This is a genomic window from Roseovarius sp. MBR-154 (assembly GCF_053628595.1).
On the sequence record NZ_JBRJGR010000024.1, the window covers coordinates 1 to 14,196 of the forward strand.

Genomic DNA, 14,196 nt, shown 5'->3' on the forward strand with positions numbered 1-14,196 from the left:
CCAGAACCTCACCCGCCTTCGGGCCGTCCAGCTCAACCTCCATGATCTCCAGCGGTTTCCCGGCCTCCAGGGCCACGGCAGCACGTGTGCGCATGATCTGTCCTCTCGTTTGATTTATCCTGATTTTGGGCGAAATGCCGCAAGGTTTCAACACAATGTGCGACACCTGCTTGCGCGAGGCCGACGAATGCCATTGTCTCGGACAGAGGCCAAACCGGAGGGGCTGGATATGCGTCTTGTTGTTGTCTTCATGGTCGGAGCGATGGCGCTCGCCGCCTGCAAAACGGCCGAAACCTCACCACCTGACAAGACGGAGAACTGCGGCGCAGAGGCCCTCCAGCACCTTGTCGGCCAGCCGCAAGCCGCGCTCGAGGACGAGACGATCAGCGCACCAACCCGCATTCTGCCGCCCGGTGCGATGAGGACAATGGACCACCGCCCCGAGCGCCTGAATGTGGATATCGACGACACGGGCACGATCCTGCGCCTCTGGTGCGGCTGACATCGGGACCGAATTCAGGGCCGGGCTCAGGGCAGGACTCGACTCCACATAGCCGCCGTTCTAATTTAGAACAAATCATGAACATGTGCTGCCATGCCTGCCCGCCGCATTCTCTCTGTCTGGTTTCCCCGGCTCGGGGCCGAACGTCTCCTGCGTCGCCGGGGCGATGCGGGCGCGCGGCCCTTTGCCGTGGTCGCCGATGACGGCCAGCGGCAGGTGCTCTCCTCGCTCTCGCCCGAGGCCGAGGCGGCAGGGCTGACCCAAGACCAGCCCCTGCGCGAGGCGCTGGCCCTCTGCCCCGATCTGGCCACACAAACCCAGCACCGCGCCGCCGAATCCGCCTTCCTGCGCGCGCTGGCCCGCTGGGCGGATCGCTTCTCGCCGCTGGTCGGCGTCGACGGCAGCGACGGGCTGCGCCTCGATATCACCGGCTGTGCCCATCTCTTCGGCGGCGAGGCGGCGCTCGTGGACAGCCTGACAGACGAGGCCACGGCCTTTGGTCTGACCACCCGCTGCGGGCTCGCCGACACGCTCGGCGCGGCCTGGGCGCTGGCGCGCTTTGCCGGGCAGGGCACGGCACCGGGCCGCTCCGGCGACGCCATCCAGCAAGAGGCCCGCGCCACCCGCTCGCGCGCGGCCAGGCGGCGCCCCTGGGCCCGCACCCGCCCCCATATCGCCAACACCGCGCAGATCGCACCGCCGGGACAGGTCCACGGCGCACTCGCCCCCCTGCCTATCGCGGCCCTGCGCCTGCCCGAGGCCACGCTCCACGATCTCGGTCGCCTCGGGTTGCGCCGTATCGGCGACCTGATCGGCCAGCCCCGCGCCGGGCTGGGGCGGCGCTTCGGCCCGCATCTCATGCAGCGGCTCGATCAGGCGCTCGGGCTGGTGCCCGAACCGCTCTCGCCCGCCGCCCCGCCACCACAGTTCGCCACGCGGCTGAGCCTGCCCGACCCGATCGGCCTGACCGAGGATATCCGTGCCGGGCTCGCGCGGCTGACCGACCGGCTCTGCGCCCGGCTGCGCGAGCAGGCACAAGGCGCGCGCCACCTGCGGCTTGAGGCGTTCCGCAGCGATGGCAGCCTGCAGGTGCTCGACCTGCGCCTCGCCCGCCCGAGCCACTCAGCTGACACCATCCTGCCGCTGATGGCGGGCCAGCTTGACCGGCTCGACGCGGGCTTCGGCATCGACGTGATGCGGCTCGAGGCACGGGTGACCGAACCCGTCGCCGCCCGCCAGCTGCGCAGCCCCGAACACGACCCCGAGGCCTTGCACAGCGCGCAGGCGGCACTTGATGATCTCATCACCCGGCTGGGCGGGCGCATCGGTCTCGACGCGATCACCCGCCGCCACCCCGCCGAAAGCCGCATCCCCGAGAAAACCGCCGCCACCCTCGCCGCCGCCTGGTCCGAGCCCGCCCCCGGCCCCTGGCCCACGCCCGAACATCCTCGCCCGCTGCTGATCTGGCGGCCCGAAGCCCTGCGCGTGCTGGAACCCGCCCGCCCCTGCGCCGCCTTCCACTGGCGCGGGCGCGCGCATCACGTCACCGCCGCCACCGGCCCCGAGCGCATCGCCCCGGAATGGTGGTTCGACGATCCCGACTGGCGCAGCGGGCTGCGCGATTACTGGCAGGTGCTCACCACCCGCGGCGAGCGGCTCTGGCTCTTTCAGGCGCATGGCGGCCAGGTCTCGGGCGGCTGGTTCTGTCAGGGGCGGTTTGCGTGAGGCGTATGAAATCACTTGATTCGCGCAGGATTTGACGCAAGTCTGGGGACATGAGCCTGTATCCCCTCGGCCCCTTTCCCGGCAATCAGCCCCAACCCGAACAGGTGGCATTCCAGCGCGACGAACTGGGCGTGATCCTGTCGCTTTACGGGCGCATGGTGGCGGCGGGGGAATGGCGCGATTACGGCATTTCCTGCCTGCGCGAGGTGGCGGTCTTCTCGATCTTCCGCCGCACCGCCGAACACCCGCTCTACCGGGTCGAGAAACGCCCCAAGCTGCGCGACAAACAGGGGCAATACGCGGTGATCGGCCTGGATGGCCGCATCCTGAAACGCGGCCATGACCTGCGCACCGTGCTGCGCGTGCTGGAGCGCAAGCTGATCCGCGCGGTCGACTGAGCCGACCTCACGCGGACTGGCTCAGCCGCGCCTCGAGAATGTCGAAGGGCACGCCGGGCTCGTCCTTGGCCCCGCGAATGACCAGCGAGGTCTTGACGCTGGCCACGTTGTCGGCGGCGGTCAGTTCCTCGGTCAGGAAGCGTTGAAAGGTCGACAGATCCGGTGCCACGCATTTGAGGATGAAATCCACCTCGCCATTGAGCATGTGACATTCGCGCACCAAGGGCCAAGCCCGGCAGCGAGACTCAAAAGCCGACAGATCCGCCTCGGCCTGGCTCTGCAGCCCGACCATGGCAAAGACCTGCACCTCAAAGCCCAATTCGCGCGGGTCCACATCGGCGTGATAGCCGCGGATGAAGCCCTGTTCCTCGAGCGTGCGCACCCGGCGCAGGCAGGGCGGGGCCGAGATCCCGACGCGACGCGCCAGTTCGACATTGGTCATCCGGCCATCGGCCTGCAATTCCGCAAGTATCTTGCGATCGATCTCATCGAGGCGGGATGCCGCCATGGTCTTGCTCTCCCTGATATTCGCAGATGTTATATCACCACTGCGGGCGCACGCAATATTGTTTCACGTACGCGCAAGATCATTTCACCATTTCGCGATCCAGGGCGGCGCAATGCCGCTTTGCGCGGGGTTACATCCCGGCCCGGGCGCCGCTATATCTCTGCTCCGAATTCGCGGATCATCAGGAAGAGAGCCCCATGTCCCAGACCACCCACACCAAATGCCTGATCATCGGATCGGGCCCTGCCGGCTATACCGCCGGGGTCTATGCCGCCCGCGCCATGCTGGAGCCGATCCTCGTGCAGGGGATCGAGCCGGGCGGGCAGCTCACCACCACCACCGAGGTGGAGAACTGGCCCGGCGACACCGAGGTGCAGGGCCCCGACCTGATGGTCCGGATGGAGGCGCATGCCAAGGCCATGGGCTGTGCCATCGTCGGCGACATCATCACCGAGTTGGACACGGAAAGCCGCCCCTTCGTGGCCAAGGGCGACAGCGGCGCGACCTATACGGCCGATGCGGTGATCCTCGCCACCGGCGCGCGCGCGAAATGGCTGGGCTTGCCCTCTGAGGAGGCGTTCAAGGGATTTGGCGTCTCGGCCTGCGCCACCTGTGACGGGTTCTTCTATCGCGGGCAGGAAATCGTCGTGATCGGCGGCGGCAACACCGCCGTCGAGGAGGCGCTCTTCCTGACCAATTTCGCCTCCAAGGTGACGCTGATCCATCGCCGCGACGAATTGCGGGCCGAGAAGATCCTGCAAGACCGGCTGATGAAAAACCCCAAGATCGAACCGCTTTGGTTCCACACGCTTGACGAGGTCTTCGGTGACGACAATCCCAAGGGCGTCGAGGGCGTGCGCGTGCGCCATGTCGAGACCGGTGAGATCACCGAAATCCCCTGCAAGGGCGTGTTCATCGCCATCGGCCACGCCCCCGCGAGCGAGCTGGTGAAGGGCAAGGTCGAGATGCATCACGGCGATTATGTCAAAGTCGAGCCGGGCAGCACCCGGACCTCGGTGCCGGGGCTTTTTGCGGCGGGCGACCTCACGGATCATGTCTACCGGCAGGCGGTCACCAGCGCCGGGATGGGCTGCATGGCGGCGCTCGACGCGGAAAAGTTCCTCGCCGAAAACAAGGACTGACCGGGCATCTTGAAGCGGTGTGGCTGCGCCACGCTTGATATAGTGATGGGGGGCGCTGCCCCCCAAACCCCCCGGAGTATTTCAGCCAATAAGAAACCCGGCCCGCGTTCAGGTTTTTTTCACGCCTTGCGCTCTAAAATCGAGGCCGGACAGGGCAACGGGGATCAAGGCATGGGCGCACCACTGGCACGGATCGAGCCCCCGCTACGGCGCGGCGCAGCGGCGCATCTGACCCGCGCGCAGAAGGCGGCGATCATCGTGCGGTTTCTGCTGAACGAGGGCACCGATGTGCCGCTGACCGACCTGCCGGACGGCTTGCAGGCGCGGCTGACCACGCAGATGGGCTCGATGCGCTATGTCGATCGCGGCACCCTGGCCGACGTGGTCGCCGAATTCGCGCAGGAGTTGGAAGGCATGGGCCTGACCTTTCCGCGCGGCATGGCCGGGGCGCTCTCGGCGCTGGATGGCCGGATCAGCCCGCAAACCGCGATGCGCCTCCGCAAGGAAGCCGGCGTGCGCCAGTACGGCGATCCCTGGGACTTGATTCGCAAGACCGGAACGGATCTGCTCGTGCCGATCCTTGAGGGCGAGAGCGAGGAGGTGGCGGCAGTCGTGCTGTCCAAGCTCGATGTCGAGCGCGCCGCCGATCTGTTGGGCCACCTGCCCGGCCCGCTGGCCCGACGCATCACCTACGCAATTTCCCGGATCGGCGGGGTCAGCCCCGCGGCCGTCGACCGGATCGGCCTTGCGCTTGCGGCCCAGTTGCATGACATCCCCGAGAGCGCCTTTGCCGAGGGGGCGGTGGAACGTGTCGGCGCGATCCTCAATTACTCGGCCTCGGCGACCCGCGACACGGTTCTCGAGGGGCTGGAGGAAACCGATCAGGATTTCGCGGCACTTGTGCGGCGCGCGATCTTCACCTTCGTGCATATCCCCGAACGGCTATTGCCCAACGACATCCCCCGGATCACTCGCGAGGTCGATCAGCCGGTTCTGGTGACTGCGCTTGCCGGGGCGCAGGTCGGCGATCTGGCCCCCGTGGCGGAGTTCATCCTGTCCAACATGGGCAAGCGCATGGCCGAGGCGATCCGCGAGGAGATGCAGGAGACGGGCCGCGTGCGTCCCCGCGACGGTGAAGCGGCGATGACCGAGGTGGTGAACGCCATCCGCCGGCTCGAGGCCGCGGGCGAAATCACCCTGCGCCGCCCCGACGACGATGAGGAGGAGGACGCGCAAGGCTAGGGCTGGACAGCATGCCGGGCCATGCCTAGGCTGTGCCGCATGAGTGATTGGGATGGACGCCGCTGGCACGACATGGGCGGGCAGGACGCAGGGCCTGTGCCGATGGACGGGCATGACTTCGCGCTTTGGGAAAAGCGCGTCGATGCGCTGATGGTGCTCTGCGGGCAAAAACGGCTGTTCACCGTCGACGGGCTGCGCCGCGCGCTCGAGGACATGGGCGAGGACGCTTTCGAAAAATACTCTTATTACGAACGCTGGATCGCCGCCGTGAACCAGAACCTGATCGAGGCCGGGGCCTATTCGCTGGAGGAGTTGGCCGCCCGGATGGACGAGGTGGCCCGGCGCGGCCCCACCTATGGCGAGGCGCAGCGCGATGGCTGAGCGGGTGCGCGTCAAGCCGCTCACGCCGCCCGGCCATGTCCGCGCGCCTTGGTATCTGCGCGGCAAGGAGGGCGTGATCGAGCGGCCCCTCGGGGCCTTCGCAAATCCCGAAAAGCTGGCCTATGGCCTGCCCGCAGAGGAAAAGCCGCTTTACCGCGTACGATTTACCATGGCCGAGGTCTGGGGCGACCGGGCCGAGGCCCCCGACGACACGCTGGATGCCGAACTTTATGGCCACTGGCTGGAAAGGCTCGATGCCCATGCCCCATGACCACCACGACCATGTCCACCACGAGGGCATGAGCCCCTCTGGCCATCCCTACCGCGCGGATGACGACGCCCCGCTCAGCTATTGGCAGCGGATGGAAATCGCGGTGCGCGAACTCCTTGTGGAAAAGGGCCACCTCACCCCCGCCGAGATCGCCGCGCAGATCGAGGCGATGGATGCCCGCAGCCCGGCCAATGGCGCGGCGGTGGTGGCCCGCGCCTGGTCCGATCCGGGGTTCAAGGCGCGACTGCTCGAGGATGCCTCGGAGGCGAGCCGCGAGATGGGGTTCGATATCGGCCCGCTCCACCTGATCGCGGTGGAGAACACCCAAGACACCCATAACCTCATCGTCTGCACGCTCTGCTCGTGCTACCCGCGCAACCTGCTGGGCCTGCCGCCCGACTGGTACAAGACCCGCGCCTATCGCAGCCGCGCCGTGCGCGAGCCACGCAGCGTCTTGCGCGAGTTCGGCCTCGACCTGCCCGATCATGTGACGGTGCGCGTGCATGACAGCACCGCCGACATGCGCTACATCGTGCTGCCCGCGCGCCCTGCGGGCACCGACGGCATGACCGAGGCGGAGCTGGCAGCGCTCGTGACCCGCGATTCGATGATCGGCACCGGGCTGCCGCGCCAGCCTTGAGCGCGCCGGCTGGCCGCGACCTGCCGGTGCCGCCATGACTCGCCCGTCCCGCAGCCAACCCCTGGGCGACATGGCGCTCGGCATGGCGCTCTTTGCCCCGGTCGCGCTGGCCCGCCCCCTGCCCTATCGCTGGCGCATCGCGGTCACCGGCTGGCTGACGGCACGGCTCGTCGCGCCGCTCGCGGGGTATAACCGGCGTGTGCGCGACAATCTTGCCCATATATGGCCCGATCTGCCTGAGCCCGAGCGGCGACGCCTGATCCGGGGCGTGCCGGAAGGCGCCGGGCGAAACCTGGCGGAACTCTACGCGCCGGGCGGGTTCAGGGCCCGCGTGCGGGCCGCGCAGGTAGGCGGGCCGGGTCTCGCGGCGCTCGGCCGGGCGCGCGCCGATGCGCGGCCGGTGGTCTTCGTGACCGGGCATCTGGGCAGCTTCAACGCCGCGCGGCTCGCGATGATCGCGCAGGGGTTTGACCTCGGTGCGTTCTACCGACCGATGCACAATCGCTGGTTCAACCGGCGCTATGTCGCCGCGATGGCCGCGCTCAGCGAGCCGATCTTCGAGCAGGGGCGGCGCGGCATGCGGCAGATGCTGGCCCATCTCGGTCGCGGCGGGGCGGTCTTGATCCTGACCGACGTGCGGGCGCAGGATGGCGTGCCGCTCGATTTTCTCGGCAAGCCGGCGCTCACGCCGCTGACAGCGGCGAAGCTGGCACTGAAATTCGACGCGCCGCTGGTGCCGGTCTGGGGCATCAGGAGCGAGACCGGTCTCGATTTCGAGATCCTCGTTGAAGACCCGATAGCACCCGGTGATCCGATGAGCATGACGCAAGAGGTCAACGACCGATTGGCGCGGCAGGTCCGCGCGCGCCCGGATCAGTGGTTCTGGGTGCATCGCCGCTGGCAGGATGGCAGCGGTCCGTTGGATAAATCCGCGCCGCACGACGTCACAACCCAAGCTCGGCCCTGATCGCATCGCCCTGCGCGCCGCGCGCGGGCGGCGGTGTCACGCGGGACACGCGCCCCTCGAAACGCGGGGCGGGAGACGGAAAGAGCCCCCCGTCCCCAGCTTGCCAGACCGCGCGCGCCGCCATATGCGGATCGCGGGCCGCCGCGTCGGGGCGCAGCACCGGGGCCACGCAGGCATCGGTTCCGGCAAAAACCTCGGCCCAATGCGCCAAAGGCCGAGCGGCGAAAATGGCACCCAGCGCCTCGGTCTGGGCGGGCCATTGCGTGCGCTCCTGCTGCGCCGCGAAGCGCGGGTCGTCGGAGAGTCCGAGACAGGCAAGGAAGATGGCGTAGAATTGCGGCTCCAGACACTGGACCGACAGCCAGCCGCCACAGGCGCAGGCATAGGTGCGGCTCCAATGCGGACCATCGAGCAGGCTCTGTCCGCGCGTCATGCCCAGGTTGCCCGAGGGCATCATCGACATCAAGAGCGCCATCATATGCGCCGAGCCGTCGACGATGGCGGCATCCACCACCGTGCCCTGCCCGGTCCGGGCCGCCTGCACCAGCCCCGCCAGAATCCCGGCCACGAGATAGAGCGCGCCGCCGCCGACATCGCCGAGCAGGGTGGGCGGCGACTGCGGCGGCGTGCCCGGCGCGCCCGCATACCAGAGCGCGCCGGAGGTGGCGATATAATTGAGATCGTGGCCCGCCTGCGGGCTGCGCGGCCCGTTCTGACCCCAGCCGGTCATGCGCCCGTAGACGAGGCGCGGATTGGCGGCGCGGATCTCCTGCGGCCCCAGCCCCAGCCGTTCCATCACCCCGGGGCGAAAGCCCTCGATCAACGCATCGGCGCGGGTGACCAATGCCCGCGCAACGGCAATGTCAGCGGGATCCTTAAGATCGAGCACGATCGACCGCTTGCCCCGGTCGAGCGGATTGCACGCGCCTGCCACCGGATTGGGCGGCCCGGGGCGGTGTACCACCACGACCTCCGCCCCCATCTCGGCCAGCATCATCGCGGCGAAGGGCGCAGGCCCCAGCCCCTCGAATTCCACCACGCGCAGCCCTGTCAGCATCCAACCCCTCCCCGGTTCGTGGCGCAGAGTATGGCCGGGCGCGCGGCCCATGCCAAGGATGTGAGCGTCTCCGACTTTCTGACCGCTTGGCGGGACCGCGGGGCTGGGTTAGGCTCGGCCCGAGGAACAGGGAGGAACCAGCCAGATGAAGATGAGCGACACCCGTGAGATCAAGGCCGACCGCGCCACCGTCTGGGCGGCGCTGCTCAGCCCCGAGGTGCTCAAGGAATGCGTGCCGGGCGCGCAGGAGGTCACCGGCACGCCGGAGGACGGCTTCGAGGCCACGGTAACGCAGAAGGTCGGCCCGGTGAAGGCCACGTTCAAGGGTGGCGTGACCCTGTCGAACATGGTTGAACTGGAACGCCTGACGCTGACCGGCGAAGGCAAGGGCGGGGCTGCGGGCTATGCCAAGGGATCGGCCGATGTCCGGCTCGAGGAGATCGAGGGCGGCACCCGGCTGAGTTACGATGTCGAGGCCAATGTTGGCGGCAAGCTGGCGCAATTGGGCAGCCGCATCGTCGATGGCTTTGCCAAGCGGATGGCCGACCAGTTCTTCACCCGGCTGGAGGAGGTGATCGAGGGCCCGTCAGAGGACGACCCCGAACCGGAGGCCGAGAAGAAGGGCTGGCTGAAGCGGCTGATCAGCTAGGACGCGGCCTCGCCTTGCAGGGCGCGGCACCGGCTTTGGAACCGCCGCGCCCGATACCCGACGGTTCGCCGTTACTCCATCGACGCGCGATTGCGCGACACGAACTGCGGCGCCTCTGCCGCGATGATCTGCGCGACCCGCGCACCGATCTCGCGGCTGGCCTTGACCGAGGGGTGGATGCGGTCGATGGCGTGATAGCTCAGGTCACCATGCGGCACCATGTCGGCCAGGGGCACGAAATGCAGGCCGCGGTCGAGCGCGGCGAGGCGCGCCATGCGGCGGTCGAACTCGTCGCCTTCATCGGCGCAATGTTCGATCGGGGAATTCACGCCCGGTGTGCGCAGATAGCCGACATAGATCACCCGCGCGCCGTCCTGGCGCAGCCGGGACATAAGGCCGGGGATTACCCCGCGCCGCCCGTCGCGCGAAATCATCCGCTCCATCCGCCGGTCGCACCTATTGCAGCCGCAGCCAAGCCACAGATCGTTGCCGCCACCGCTGAGCACGACCCAATCCCAGTTGTCGCGCTGATACTGCTTGCGGATGTTGAGCCCGATGGCCCCGCTGATCGGCAGCCGGTAGAAATACCGCGCCCCGCCGATGGCGCGATCTGTCACCTGCGCCCCGGTCATGCGTCGCAGCGTCGCCGACACCGCGCGCCCGGTCAGTTTGTGCATCGCCAGCAGCGAATCGCCCATCACCAGAATGCGGGTCTGCTCTTGCCCCTGCGCCAGGGCGGGTGACCCCGTCAGACCAAGCGCCAGTAGGGTCATCGCGATCATCTGTCGTATCATTTTCAAGCCTCTTCACCTATCACGGGTCGGACGCCCCCAAGCGTCTCCTCTAGCACGCTCGCATCAAAGGTTTAAGAAATTCCCAAAAAACACACTGTTCACGACCGCGCTATGATCGCCCTGCACAGAACGGTCTGCGGGAACGAACATTGCACTCAGGGCCCAAACCTCTAGGTTCGCGCCTGAGCAGAAGGAATGGGCAGATGAACGCGATCGTCACCGTGGACCGGCTGAGCAAGACCTACAAGGACGGCTTTCAGGCGCTCCGCGACGTCTCGCTCGACATCGAGGAGGGTGAGATTCTCGCGCTTCTCGGCCCCAATGGCGCGGGCAAGACAACGCTGATTTCGGCGCTCTGCGGCATCACCACGCCGACCGCCGGGCAGGCGCGTGTCGGCGGGCATGACATCGTCACCGGCTACCGCGCCGCGCGTGCGATGATCGGCCTCGTACCGCAGGAAATCGCGCTGGAGCCGTTCGAGAAGGTGATCAACACCGTGCAGTTCTCCCGCGGGCTCTTCGGCAAGTCGCGCGATGATGCGCTGGTCGAGCGGGTGCTGCGGCAACTCTCGCTCTGGGACAAGCGCAACAATCGCATCCGAGAATTGTCGGGCGGCATGAAACGCCGCGTTCTCATTGCCAAGGCGCTCTGCCACGAGCCGCGCGTGCTGTTCCTCGACGAGCCGACGGCAGGCGTCGATGTGGAGTTGCGGCGCGACATGTGGGAGGTGGTGCGCGGGCTGAAGGAAAGCGGCGTCACCATCATCCTGACCACGCATTACCTGGAAGAGGCCGAGGCCATGGCCGACCGCATCGCCGTCATCAACCGCGGCGAGATCCTGCTGGTCGAGAACAAGGCGGGTCTCATGCGCCGGATGGGCCGCAAGACGCTGCAAATCGACCTTGTGCAGCCGGTCGAGGCGGTGCCTGACACGCTTGCGCAATACGCGCTGGAACTGGCCCATGACGGGCATGCGCTGCTCTATCACTACGACACCAGCGGCGAGCGTACGGGCATCACTCGGCTGTTGCAGGCGCTGGCAGAGGAAGGGCTGAACGTGCGCGATATCGAGACCCGCCAAAGCAGTCTGGAGGAGATTTTCGTGGGCCTCGTACGGGAGGATGCGGCATGAACCTGCACGCCATCAAGGCCATATATGTCTATGAAATGAAGCGGTTTTTCCGCACGATCTTCGAATCTCTCCTGTCCCCGGTAATTTCCACCACGCTCTATTTCGTGGTCTTCGGCGCCGCCATCGGCAGCCGCATCGAAGAGGTCGAGGGCGTCAGCTACGGGGCCTTCATCGTGCCGGGGCTGATCATGCTGAGCGTCATGACGCAGGCCATCTCCAACGCCTCGTTCGGCATCTACTTTCCGAAGTTCATCGGCACGATCTTCGAGCTGCTCTCGGCCCCCATCAACTTTTTCGAAATCGTTCTGGGCTATGTCGGGGCGGCGGCGACAAAATCGCTACTCATCGGCGGGGTGATCCTGATCACCGCCGGGTTCTTTGTCGATCTCGACATTCAGCACCCGGTGATGATGCTGGTCTTTCTGGTGATGATCTGCGTCAGTTTCGCGCTGTTCGGCTTCATCATCGGCATCTGGTCGGAAAATTTCCAGCAATTGCAGCTGATCCCGCTCTTGGTGATCACGCCGCTGGTGTTCCTCGGCGGGGCGTTTTACTCGGTCTCGATGCTGCCCGAAGGCTGGCAGACGGTGACGCTGTTCAACCCGGTGGTCTATCTCATCTCGGGCTTTCGCTGGTCGTTCTTCGGCGTAGCGGATGTGAGCGTGGGCCTGAGCCTTGCCGCCATCGGGCTGTTCTTCGCGCTCTGCCTCGGGGTGGTCTGGTGGATCTTCAAGACCGGCTACCGGATCAAGTCCTGAGCCCGTCACGTGACCTTTTTCGCGCGCGACCAAGTCAGTTGATCCATGCGCCTTGTTTGTCGCGGTCCCGCACTCTACATCGGGGCTCATGAAGCATCTGATCCCCTTTCTCAACCGTCACCCCACAGTGGCGGTCATTCGTCTGCAGGGCGTCATCGGCGCGGGAGGCCGCGCGCAAATCAGCGACGAGACGCTTGGCCCGATGATCGAAAAGGCGTTTTCGCGGGGCAAGCCCAAGGCGGTGGCGCTGGTGATCAACTCGCCCGGCGGCTCGCCGGTGCAAAGCTCGCTCATCGCCGCGCGCATCCGCAGGCTGGCGGCGGAAAAGGAAATCCCCGTGCATGCCTTCGTCGAGGACGTGGCGGCCTCGGGCGGCTACTGGCTGGCGGTCGCGGCTGACGATATCTGGGTCGATGACAGCTCGATTCTCGGCTCCATCGGGGTGATCTCGGCGGGGTTCGGCGCGCAGGTATTCCTGTCGCGGCAGGGGATCGAACGGCGCGTCTATACCGCCGGCAAGTCCAAGAGCACGCTTGACCCGTTCCTGCCGGAAAAGCCCGAGGACGTGGCCCGGCTGAAATCGCTGCTGGGGCAAATCCACGAGGCCTTCATCGCCCATGTAAAGGCCCGGCGCGGTGCCAGGCTGGCCGATGACCCGGATATCTTCACCGGGGAGTTCTGGCTCGGGCAGCGCAGCGTCGAGTTGGGCCTTGCCGATGGCGTCGGGCACTTGGTGCCCAAGATGAAAGAGCTCTACGGTGACAAGGTGCGCTTTGCCAAATACGGCCGCAAGCGCGGGCTGCTGTCGCGTTTTGGCGCGACGCTCGCACAGGATGCGCTGGCGGCGGTCGAGGAACGGGCCAGCTATGCCCGGTTCGGGCTCTGACATGGTGGTGAAGATCGTCGTTCTCTTCCTCGTGGCCATGGGCGTGCTGGCAATGTTCGGCAAGTTGCGCTTTCCAGGTCAAAAGCGGCTGGCGGCGGCCAAGTGCCGCAAATGCGGGCGCTACCGCATCGGCAAGGGGCCGTGCTCCTGTGAAAAGGGACGCAAGTCATGATGCCATGGCTCATGGTGGCGCTTGGCCTCGTGATCCTGCTGCTGGCCGGCGATGCCCTCGTGAAGGGCGCGGTCAATCTCAGCTTGCGGCTGGGCATCCCGGCGCTGATCGTCAGCCTCACCGTGGTGGCCTTCGGCACCTCAGCGCCGGAACTGCTTATTTCGGTGAACGCGGTTCTGAACGACAAGGCGGGGCTGGCGCTTGGCAACGTCGTGGGCTCGAACACCGCCAACGTGCTCTTGGTGCTGGGCATTCCGGCGATCCTGTCGGTGCTGCACACAAGCGGCTGCCAATGCGGCAAGTCCTATCTGCAAATGCTGGGCGCGAGCGTGCTGTTCATAGCCCTCGCCTTTCGCGGATCCTTCGACTGGATCGCGGGGCTGATCCTGCTGGCGGCACTGGGGCTGATGCTGGGCGACGCTCTGCGCGATGCGCTCAGCCATCGGCGCGATGCGGCGATCAAGGCATTGTCCGAGGTGGATTTCATAGAGGATGTCGAAGGCGCCGACCCCGACATGCCGTGGTGGCAGATCGTCACCTTTCTGGTGCTGGGCCTCGTCGGCCTGCCGCTTGGCGCAGATATCCTCGTCGACAATGCCTCCATCCTCGCGCTGCGCTATGGCATCAGCGAGGCGGCGATCGGGCTGACGCTGGTCGCGCTCGGCACCTCGCTGCCGGAACTGGCGACCACGGTGATGGCGGCGCTGCGCAAGCAGGCGGATGTGGCGCTTGGCAACGTCATCGGCTCGAACATGTTCAACCTGCTCGCGATCATCGGGATCACGGCCCTGATCGGCGAGGTGCCGGTCAATGCCGAATTTCTCACATTCGATCTCTGGGTGATGCTGGCGGCCTCGCTCATCCTCATCCCGTTCGTGTTCCTCGGACGGGATATCGGCAGGCTCTGGGGTATCCTGTTGACCTCGGCCTATGTGGGCTATGTTGCAATCGTGTTGACGTGAGCAGGGGCA

The 14,196-nt window shown here is 66.7% G+C and carries 18 protein-coding genes; 15 read left to right on the top strand and 3 right to left on the bottom strand.

All coding sequences use genetic code 11. The annotated features are described in order from the left end of the window. The first annotated feature begins 229 nt into the window (after positions 1-229). The 3 genes from ACSSV4_RS19500 (at position 230) to ACSSV4_RS19510 (ending at position 2,625) form a co-directional block, all read left to right on the top strand. A complete protein-coding gene (locus ACSSV4_RS19500; RefSeq protein WP_454276771.1) occupies positions 230-502 on the top strand; it encodes an I78 family peptidase inhibitor in 273 nt (90 codons plus the stop codon). 93 nt (positions 503-595) lie between these two features. Then, positions 596-2,227 (top strand): Y-family DNA polymerase, encoded by a 1,632-nt coding sequence (locus tag ACSSV4_RS19505; RefSeq protein WP_454276772.1) that lies wholly within the window; start codon positions 596-598, stop codon positions 2,225-2,227. A 50-nt stretch (positions 2,228-2,277) separates the two neighbouring features. Continuing rightward, positions 2,278-2,625, top strand: coding sequence for a DUF2794 domain-containing protein (locus ACSSV4_RS19510; protein WP_454276773.1), 348 nt, complete (start codon positions 2,278-2,280; stop codon positions 2,623-2,625). 7 nt (positions 2,626-2,632) lie between these two features. On the opposite strand, the gene ACSSV4_RS19515 is transcribed toward ACSSV4_RS19510, so the two are convergent. Continuing rightward, complete coding sequence (locus tag ACSSV4_RS19515) at positions 2,633-3,133, bottom strand: Lrp/AsnC family transcriptional regulator (RefSeq protein ID WP_454276774.1); 501 nt, start codon at positions 3,131-3,133, stop codon at positions 2,633-2,635. 197 nt (positions 3,134-3,330) lie between these two features. Here ACSSV4_RS19515 and trxB point away from each other — a divergent pair, with 197 nt between their 5' ends. From trxB to ACSSV4_RS19545, 6 genes are all read left to right on the top strand, one after another. Beyond that, positions 3,331-4,275, top strand: a complete 945-nt coding sequence (gene trxB / locus ACSSV4_RS19520) for a thioredoxin-disulfide reductase (protein WP_454276775.1) — start codon at positions 3,331-3,333, stop codon at positions 4,273-4,275. Between the two features lie 171 nt (positions 4,276-4,446). Then, on the top strand, positions 4,447-5,517 hold the full coding sequence (locus tag ACSSV4_RS19525) for a flagellar motor switch protein FliG (RefSeq protein ID WP_454276776.1): 1,071 nt from the start codon (positions 4,447-4,449) through the stop codon (positions 5,515-5,517). 39 nt (positions 5,518-5,556) lie between these two features. Beyond that, entirely contained in the window at positions 5,557-5,898 is a 342-nt protein-coding gene (locus ACSSV4_RS19530; RefSeq protein WP_454276777.1) for a ScnB-like protein, read from the top strand. Next, positions 5,891-6,169: an SH3-like domain-containing protein gene (locus ACSSV4_RS19535; RefSeq protein WP_454276778.1), complete on the top strand. Its 279-nt coding sequence runs from the start codon at positions 5,891-5,893 to the stop codon at positions 6,167-6,169. Before ACSSV4_RS19530 ends, ACSSV4_RS19535 begins: the two co-directional genes overlap by 8 nt. Next, entirely contained in the window at positions 6,159-6,809 is a 651-nt protein-coding gene (gene nthA / locus ACSSV4_RS19540; protein WP_454276779.1) for a nitrile hydratase subunit alpha, read from the top strand. Before ACSSV4_RS19535 ends, nthA begins: the two co-directional genes overlap by 11 nt. Before the next feature lie 34 nt (positions 6,810-6,843). After that, positions 6,844-7,776 (top strand): lysophospholipid acyltransferase family protein, encoded by a 933-nt coding sequence (locus ACSSV4_RS19545; protein WP_454276780.1) that lies wholly within the window; start codon positions 6,844-6,846, stop codon positions 7,774-7,776. On the opposite strand, the gene ACSSV4_RS19550 is transcribed toward ACSSV4_RS19545, so the two are convergent. Then, positions 7,754-8,833, bottom strand: coding sequence for a CaiB/BaiF CoA transferase family protein (locus tag ACSSV4_RS19550; RefSeq protein WP_454276781.1), 1,080 nt, complete (start codon positions 8,831-8,833; stop codon positions 7,754-7,756). The two genes, ACSSV4_RS19545 and ACSSV4_RS19550, sit on opposite strands and share 23 nt — an antisense overlap. Positions 8,834-8,978: 145 nt before the next feature. Here ACSSV4_RS19550 and ACSSV4_RS19555 point away from each other — a divergent pair, with 145 nt between their 5' ends. Then, on the top strand, positions 8,979-9,482 hold the full coding sequence (locus ACSSV4_RS19555; protein WP_454276782.1) for a CoxG family protein: 504 nt from the start codon (positions 8,979-8,981) through the stop codon (positions 9,480-9,482). Positions 9,483-9,553: 71 nt separating this feature from the next. Here ACSSV4_RS19555 and ACSSV4_RS19560 read toward each other — a convergent pair whose 3' ends face one another. Further along, on the bottom strand, positions 9,554-10,276 hold the full coding sequence (locus ACSSV4_RS19560; protein WP_454276783.1) for an SGNH/GDSL hydrolase family protein: 723 nt from the start codon (positions 10,274-10,276) through the stop codon (positions 9,554-9,556). A 203-nt stretch (positions 10,277-10,479) separates the two neighbouring features. Here ACSSV4_RS19560 and ACSSV4_RS19565 point away from each other — a divergent pair, with 203 nt between their 5' ends. From ACSSV4_RS19565 to ACSSV4_RS19585, 5 genes are all read left to right on the top strand, one after another. Further along, positions 10,480-11,409: an ABC transporter ATP-binding protein gene (locus tag ACSSV4_RS19565; protein WP_454276784.1), complete on the top strand. Its 930-nt coding sequence runs from the start codon at positions 10,480-10,482 to the stop codon at positions 11,407-11,409. Continuing rightward, positions 11,406-12,167 carry an ABC transporter permease gene (locus ACSSV4_RS19570; RefSeq protein WP_454276785.1) on the top strand — a complete coding sequence of 254 codons (762 nt, stop codon included), beginning with the start codon at positions 11,406-11,408 and terminating at the stop codon, positions 12,165-12,167. Before ACSSV4_RS19565 ends, ACSSV4_RS19570 begins: the two co-directional genes overlap by 4 nt. Positions 12,168-12,255: 88 nt before the next feature. Beyond that, positions 12,256-13,053, top strand: coding sequence for a S49 family peptidase (locus ACSSV4_RS19575; protein WP_454276786.1), 798 nt, complete (start codon positions 12,256-12,258; stop codon positions 13,051-13,053). After that, entirely contained in the window at positions 13,034-13,225 is a 192-nt protein-coding gene (locus ACSSV4_RS19580; protein WP_454276787.1) for a hypothetical protein, read from the top strand. Before ACSSV4_RS19575 ends, ACSSV4_RS19580 begins: the two co-directional genes overlap by 20 nt. Continuing rightward, positions 13,222-14,187, top strand: coding sequence for a calcium/sodium antiporter (locus ACSSV4_RS19585; protein WP_454276788.1), 966 nt, complete (start codon positions 13,222-13,224; stop codon positions 14,185-14,187). Before ACSSV4_RS19580 ends, ACSSV4_RS19585 begins: the two co-directional genes overlap by 4 nt. Positions 14,188-14,196 lie beyond the last annotated feature (9 nt).

Coding starts and splice junctions, on each gene's coding strand:
- ACSSV4_RS19500 (WP_454276771.1), top strand. CDS start 230: ATGCGTCTTGTTGTTGTCTTCATGGTCGGAGCGATGGCGCTCGCCGCC.
- ACSSV4_RS19505 (WP_454276772.1), top strand. CDS start 596: ATGCCTGCCCGCCGCATTCTCTCTGTCTGGTTTCCCCGGCTCGGGGCC.
- ACSSV4_RS19510 (WP_454276773.1), top strand. CDS start 2,278: ATGAGCCTGTATCCCCTCGGCCCCTTTCCCGGCAATCAGCCCCAACCC.
- ACSSV4_RS19515 (WP_454276774.1), bottom strand. CDS start 3,133: ATGGCGGCATCCCGCCTCGATGAGATCGATCGCAAGATACTTGCGGAA.
- trxB (WP_454276775.1), top strand. CDS start 3,331: ATGTCCCAGACCACCCACACCAAATGCCTGATCATCGGATCGGGCCCT.
- ACSSV4_RS19525 (WP_454276776.1), top strand. CDS start 4,447: ATGGGCGCACCACTGGCACGGATCGAGCCCCCGCTACGGCGCGGCGCA.
- ACSSV4_RS19530 (WP_454276777.1), top strand. CDS start 5,557: ATGAGTGATTGGGATGGACGCCGCTGGCACGACATGGGCGGGCAGGAC.
- ACSSV4_RS19535 (WP_454276778.1), top strand. CDS start 5,891: ATGGCTGAGCGGGTGCGCGTCAAGCCGCTCACGCCGCCCGGCCATGTC.
- nthA (WP_454276779.1), top strand. CDS start 6,159: ATGCCCCATGACCACCACGACCATGTCCACCACGAGGGCATGAGCCCC.
- ACSSV4_RS19545 (WP_454276780.1), top strand. CDS start 6,844: ATGACTCGCCCGTCCCGCAGCCAACCCCTGGGCGACATGGCGCTCGGC.
- ACSSV4_RS19550 (WP_454276781.1), bottom strand. CDS start 8,833: ATGCTGACAGGGCTGCGCGTGGTGGAATTCGAGGGGCTGGGGCCTGCG.
- ACSSV4_RS19555 (WP_454276782.1), top strand. CDS start 8,979: ATGAAGATGAGCGACACCCGTGAGATCAAGGCCGACCGCGCCACCGTC.
- ACSSV4_RS19560 (WP_454276783.1), bottom strand. CDS start 10,276: ATGATACGACAGATGATCGCGATGACCCTACTGGCGCTTGGTCTGACG.
- ACSSV4_RS19565 (WP_454276784.1), top strand. CDS start 10,480: ATGAACGCGATCGTCACCGTGGACCGGCTGAGCAAGACCTACAAGGAC.
- ACSSV4_RS19570 (WP_454276785.1), top strand. CDS start 11,406: ATGAACCTGCACGCCATCAAGGCCATATATGTCTATGAAATGAAGCGG.
- ACSSV4_RS19575 (WP_454276786.1), top strand. CDS start 12,256: ATGAAGCATCTGATCCCCTTTCTCAACCGTCACCCCACAGTGGCGGTC.
- ACSSV4_RS19580 (WP_454276787.1), top strand. CDS start 13,034: ATGCCCGGTTCGGGCTCTGACATGGTGGTGAAGATCGTCGTTCTCTTC.
- ACSSV4_RS19585 (WP_454276788.1), top strand. CDS start 13,222: ATGATGCCATGGCTCATGGTGGCGCTTGGCCTCGTGATCCTGCTGCTG.